The sequence below is a fragment of the Synechococcus sp. R55.7 genome, from assembly GCF_047461955.1.
Lineage (GTDB): Bacteria > Cyanobacteriota > Cyanobacteriia > Thermostichales > Thermostichaceae > Thermostichus.
On record NZ_JANSIC010000226.1, the window covers coordinates 1 to 4,167 of the forward strand.

General features: G+C 58.1%; 5 protein-coding genes. 3 read left to right on the forward strand and 2 right to left on the reverse strand.

What is annotated here, in order from left to right:
• The first annotated feature begins 30 nt into the window (after nucleotides 1-30).
• Nucleotides 31-981: a diguanylate cyclase gene (locus NW820_RS10670; RefSeq protein WP_414407474.1), complete on the forward strand. Its 951-nt coding sequence runs from the start codon at nucleotides 31-33 to the stop codon at nucleotides 979-981.
• Nucleotides 982-1,002: 21 nt separating this feature from the next.
• On the opposite strand, the gene gcvH is transcribed toward NW820_RS10670, so the two are convergent.
• Entirely contained in the window at nucleotides 1,003-1,392 is a 390-nt protein-coding gene (gene gcvH, locus NW820_RS10675; RefSeq protein ID WP_011432013.1) for a glycine cleavage system protein GcvH, read from the reverse strand.
• An 82-nt stretch (nucleotides 1,393-1,474) separates the two neighbouring features.
• Entirely contained in the window at nucleotides 1,475-2,380 is a 906-nt protein-coding gene (locus tag NW820_RS10680; protein WP_414331097.1) for an alpha/beta fold hydrolase, read from the reverse strand.
• A 142-nt stretch (nucleotides 2,381-2,522) separates the two neighbouring features.
• Between NW820_RS10680 and NW820_RS10685 the strand changes: the two genes are divergently transcribed.
• Both NW820_RS10685 and NW820_RS10690 read left to right on the forward strand, forming a co-directional pair.
• On the forward strand, nucleotides 2,523-3,470 hold the full coding sequence (locus NW820_RS10685; protein WP_011432015.1) for an NAD(P)H-dependent glycerol-3-phosphate dehydrogenase: 948 nt from the start codon (nucleotides 2,523-2,525) through the stop codon (nucleotides 3,468-3,470).
• Between the two features lie 276 nt (nucleotides 3,471-3,746).
• On the forward strand, nucleotides 3,747-4,112 hold the full coding sequence (locus NW820_RS10690) for a response regulator (RefSeq protein WP_011432017.1): 366 nt from the start codon (nucleotides 3,747-3,749) through the stop codon (nucleotides 4,110-4,112).
• The last annotated feature ends 55 nt before the right edge of the window (nucleotides 4,113-4,167 follow it).

A 4,167-nucleotide genomic window follows, 5' to 3' on the forward strand; every position in this document is an offset into this window, starting at 1 on the left:
GGGAAAACCGACATAATACGGATATAACGAGTGCTTACTGCTAACCCGCACAATTCGTTGGGCCTCTCCATGCCTCTCGACCCTCTCTCTCAGTTGCCAGAGGAGCCAACCACTCAGATCCCCTTGGAGTTTTACGAGCGCAGACCCCAGCCTGAGGCAACTGCGGCCTTTCTAACGGTGCTCAGCGGCGCCAATGTGGGCATGACGTTTCCCTTGGCAAGGGGTGGGGTTTTGGGGCGCAGCCACCGCGCGGACATTCAGCTCTTGGATCACGCCGTCTCCCGGCAGCACTGTCGGCTGGAGAGAGAAGATGAAGGTTATGTCCTCACCGACCTGGAGAGCCTCAACGGCACATATGTTAACGGCGAGCGCGTCAGCCGCGTTCTCCTGAAGGATGGAGATTACATTCAAGTGGGGGCCAGCACCCTCAAGTTTGCCTACTACAACGCGGCAGAAGAAGCCTTCTTTTTGCAAATGGCCACTGCTGCCCTCTATGACCCGCTAACCGGTCTGTATAACCGACGTTTTTTCCTGAAGCAACTGGAGCTGGAGATCCCCTTTGCCCTTCGCCATCGCATTCCCCTCCACGTGCTCTATCTGGATTTGGATGGGTTTAAGCAAATCAACGACCGCTGGGGGCACTGGGCTGGGGATCAAACCTTAATCCAGGTGGCGCGGCGATTGCAAGCTCACGTTCGCCAAGACGATCTGGTGGCCCGCTTGGGGGGCGATGAGTTTGCCCTGCTGGTGCGCGGGATCCCGAACTCGCAGATCCTAGGGCTGGCAGAACGCTTGCGGCAGGCTGTCCAGACCCTGTTGGTGCAGGTGGAAGCGGAGACCATCTCCCTAAGCTGCAGTGTGGGCATCGCCTCTCTGCTGGAGCTGGGAGAGGGAACTGACCCACAAAGTCTGCTGGCTGCTGCCGACAAGGCCCTCTACCAAGCCAAAGCTGAGGGGGGTAACCGAGAGACTTTGCTGTAGTTCAGGGCCAACTGCTGGAGTTTAGGATCCCTCTACCAAACTGGCGTAGGCTTCGGCGCTCATGGTGTCCTCGAGATCTTCGGGGTTGGCAATGCGCACCTTGATCAGCCAGCCATCGCCATAGGGATCGTCGGCAAGGCTTTCGGGGCTCTCCACCACCGCTGTATTCACGGCCACCACCTCTCCAGAAAGAGGGGCATAGAGATCTTCGACGGCTTTGACCGATTCCACTGAGCCAAAGCTTTCCCCTTTTTCAATCTCTGTCCCTTCTTCGGGCAAGCCCACGAAAACGATATCCCCCAGTTGATCGACGGCATAAGCCGTGATCCCAATCACCGCAATATCATCCTCAACATGGATGTACTCGTGGGTGTCCACGTAGCGCAGATGGGATGGATACTCCAGGGCCATGCCGGTTCTCCCGTAGAATTCAGTGGATTATTCTAGGGTCAACCCTTGAAGATGGTAAAGAGCGGATCCCAAGCCCGGCCCGCTAGAGAAACTCCATCAGCAGCCGATTGACCGTTTGCGGAGCTTCCTGCTGCGCCCAATGGCCGCATTCGGGGATGTACTCCTTGCGCAGGCCGTTGGGGAAAAAGGGATCCATCCCCTCAGTTAGCTCGCGGCTGAGGGCAAAGTCTTCTTCTCCCCAAATCAGCAGGGTGGGGGCGAGGATCTGCCGCATGGGCTGCAAAAACAGGTTCTGCAAGGTGGGCAGGTTAAACAGCTGGCGGTAGTAGTTGAGGGCAGAGGTGAGAACCTTGGGTTTGGAGAGGGCCTCTTGGTAGAGCTTGAGGTCGTGGCGGGTGAAGGCGCTTTTGCGCACCGAGGTTTCCTGGAAAATGCGGCGCACCCAATCTCCCAAATCCCACTGCAGCACCCACTCTGGCAGCCAAGGCAATTGAAAAAAGAACAGGTACCAACTGCGGCGCAGTTGATCCAAGTTGCTCAAGAATTCCCGGCGAAAGCAGGCCGGATGGGGAGAATTGAGGACGGCCAGCTTGCGAATCTCCTCAGGAAAAAATTGCGCCCAGTGCCAGGCAATGGCTCCCCCCCAATCGTGGGCTACGACCACCGCCCTCTGAGCCCCAAAGTGGCTCAGCAAGCCGCGAATATCCTCGGTAAGGGTATCCAAGTCGTAGCCGTGATCCGGTTTGTCGGAATCGTTGTAGCCGCGCATGTCGGGTGCCACCACGCGAAACCGCTGCGCCAACACCGGAATCTGATGCCGCCAGGAGTACCAAAACTCCGGGAAACCGTGCAACAAGATCGCCAGCTCCCCTTCCCCTTGGGTGACGTAGTGCAGTTGAATGCCATTGGTAAGGGCATACCCGTGCTGCCAGGTTCCCATTTTGGCAGCTACCTCAGGAGGAAGGCGGGGGATCCCTGCTTCTGCCATGTCGTCTGCTCTCGAGCTAACCCATGATTTGGTATCCACCCATACTAACCTTTGTCGCCGGTCTTCCCTTTGCCGGCGCAGGCTTTTTGAGAGGCATCCTACGAAGAAAGCTTAAGAGAAAGTCTGCGGGTGAACAGATTAGATGAACACTAGCGCAGAAGGCCAAAGCCCAACATCCCCGCAAAGCGTTGCCATTTTGGGAGCCGGGGCTTGGGGAAGTACCCTGGCGATGCTGGCTCAGGGGCAAGGGCACCGGGTGCGGGTTTGGAATCGCCGCAAGGGCCTGGATTTGGCAGAAGTGCTCCAGGGATCCCAAATCCTCATCTCAGCCGTCTCTATGGCGGGGGTACGCCCTGTGGTGGAAGCGGTGCGCCAAGTGGGGATCCCGCCGCAGGCAATTTTGGTCTCGGCCACCAAAGGGTTGGATCCACTGCAGCTTCTGACCCCTACCCAAATTTGGGGGGCCACCTTCCCGGAGCAGCCCCTGGTGGTGCTTTCGGGGCCTAATCTTTCGGCGGAGATCCGCCAAGGCTTGCCGGCAGCGGCAGTGGTGGCCAGCCGGGATCCCTGGGCCGCTGTGCAGGTGCAGTATGCCCTTTCCTCGGAGCGGTTCCGCCTCTATACCAGCAGCGATCCGCTGGGAGTGGAGCTAGGCGGCACCCTGAAAAATGTTATCGCCATCGCTGTTGGCGTGTGTGATGGCTTGCAACTGGGGGCCAATGCTCGTGCGGCTCTGGTTACCCGCGGCCTGGCAGAGATGATCCGGGTGGGATCTAAGCTGGGGGCACGGGCAGAAACCTTCAATGGCCTGTCGGGGTTGGGGGATCTGCTGGCCACCTGCCACAGCCGCTTGAGCCGCAACTACCGAGTGGGCTACGGGCTAGGCCAGGGCCAACCCTTGTCGCAGATTTTGGCGGAGATCGAGGGCACCGCCGAAGGGGTTTACACCGCTCCCGTCGTGGTCGAGATCGCTGCCCAGCACGGCATTCAGGTGCCCATCACCCAGGAAGTGCATCTGTTGTTGCAAGGGCAGACCACCCCCACCGCCGCCCTCACCCGCCTGATGGAACGTCAACTGACTTCGGAATAGGCTGCCTTCACTTCTCCCAAAGGAGGAGGGGGGTTTCTGGCATAACCGCAAATCTGCGGATGAGGAAAGTTGTTCCGCACTCTATCAGGATTTTTGCAGAGCAGGGAGATCCCAGAATGAGCGATTTGGCGGAGTTTTTTTTTCCAGAGTTTCCCTATGCTGCAGCTGTAGTTCTTCGACTTGTTCTTGCATCAACTCGGATCTCTCTGGCTCCGGGAAGGCGGACAGTAGGCCCGACAGGTTGGGCCAGGTCTTTGTTTAATTTTTTACAAAGTTATGTCCAAACGCATCCTGGTGATTGAAGACGAACCCTCCATCCGTACCTACCTGCAGAAGGTGTTGCAACGAGCGGGGTACGACACGGTGGCGGCCACCGATGGAGAAGAGGGCTTGCAGATGGTGCGCACCCTGATGCCCGACTTGGTGTTGTGCGATGTGGTGATGCCCAAGCTGAACGGCTATGGGGTGCTGGATGCCCTGAGATGGGATCAGTCTACAGCTCACATCCCCTTCGTCTTTCTCTCCTCGAAAATCTCTCCCGAAGAGATTGAACAGGGGCTATGTTTTGGCTCCGATGCCTATCTGACGAAGCCCGTTGACCAGAAACGCCTGCTGAAAGCCGTTGCTGCCCAATTGTCTTGAGTTGACCAAAAGGCGCGGCAAGCCCCGTCCTTCAGGGCAGGGAAGGATAGCGCCG